Here is a 1,280-nt window from a genome sequence, read left to right on the forward strand (position 1 = left end):
TTGGAAGGAATGAGTTTAGTGGCGTATTCGATTCGAAAGAATGAGCATGAAGAGCCGTATGAGCTGAGAGGTTCACGTACGGTTCTGTGAGAGGTTTAGGGGTGAGAGTCCCCTTTACCTACTCGATGTTAAGTATTTTGGATATAATATGCAGCCATTTTTGAGTCTGGTTCATAAAAGATAAACAGACATCCATCACACCAAAAATTGAATGATTCCAGATATCTTCTCATGCTTTCTTCTGTAATATTGACTGTTGATCTTTTAAATTGGACTTTATCATTTGTATCCAACATTATTAGAAATTTCATTTTCTTACCAGTTTTTGGACATATTGGAATTCTCTGATCCTGAATCCATATTGGAGATCCAATATTTCCAATTCTATCTTCTTCTTGACTTCTTTTTATGTCTTCCATACTTACTGAAAGTGATTCAAAAACAATACTATCATCTTCCTTAAGATCTTTATATGCACTTCCACAATCTTCTATATCATCTGTATTGAATAGTTTTGGTGCACTTGGGTTTGTATAGTCTAAAAACATAATGTCAAAATCTGCGAACATCGGACATATCATATGGAATTGGTTGATTTATGTCCACGTGAGAGATCTTTCTCCTACGCAGTCTAATTTACCTAAATATATGTGAGGTGTTTGGGTGTTATTCAATGGCAAGTTGAATTCGGTTGGAATCTCTCCGCCCAATCTATGTTTCCCTTGCTTGTTTGATATAAGAACTTTATATGTATTAATTGGATAGTCCCTATATGATATTGGAACTGTTTCAAATCTTGGTTCATCTTCTTCAATGTAATCACCTTCTTCAATCCAATGTACCTTGCTAGCTATATCATTCTTATACTCAATCTTCATTGCTCCTTCTAATAGCTCTGCAGTTCGTTTATCTACTCTTGTTTGTGCTAAAATCTCATGTGTTGTTTCGCCCTCTTCGAGATCGAGATCGTAACTACTAAAGAAAGAGCTTTGTTTTTTGTTTTTAAATAAGCTTAACATTGATTAGTCATTTTTTTGATTTTGTATCTTTTGGTTGTTGATTCTATTTCTCCTCTATGGAAGGTAACGGAATAGCTGCAAGAGGCGTGCCGTCGCGTTAGCAGGCATGACTTCTTCGCAGCGTGTTATAACCAGTTGTGTGCCCTGAAGTTCCATCGGGTACTAAGTTAATCAAAAGTGGTTAATGGAAATAGATGGAGCATGTTGTAATTGAGATGAAAGACCTCTTCAAAGGTTGGATGGAAAGGAAACGAGCTGACT

At 36.0% G+C, this 1,280-nt stretch carries 2 protein-coding genes; both read right to left on the reverse strand.

Annotation, left to right across the window (positions count from 1 at the left end; all coding sequences use genetic code 11):
• Nucleotides 1–128 precede the first annotated feature (128 nt).
• Entirely contained in the window at nucleotides 129–548 is a 420-nt protein-coding gene (locus tag L2567_RS20920; RefSeq protein WP_235299817.1) for a hypothetical protein, read from the reverse strand.
• A gap of 48 nt (nucleotides 549–596) precedes the next feature.
• Complete coding sequence (locus L2567_RS20925) at nucleotides 597–1,019, reverse strand: hypothetical protein (protein WP_235299818.1); 423 nt, start codon at nucleotides 1,017–1,019, stop codon at nucleotides 597–599.
• Nucleotides 1,020–1,280: the final 261 nt, after the last annotated feature.

It is taken from the genome of Portibacter marinus (assembly GCF_021533195.1).
GTDB classification, from domain to species: domain Bacteria; phylum Bacteroidota; class Bacteroidia; order Chitinophagales; family Saprospiraceae; genus Portibacter; species Portibacter marinus.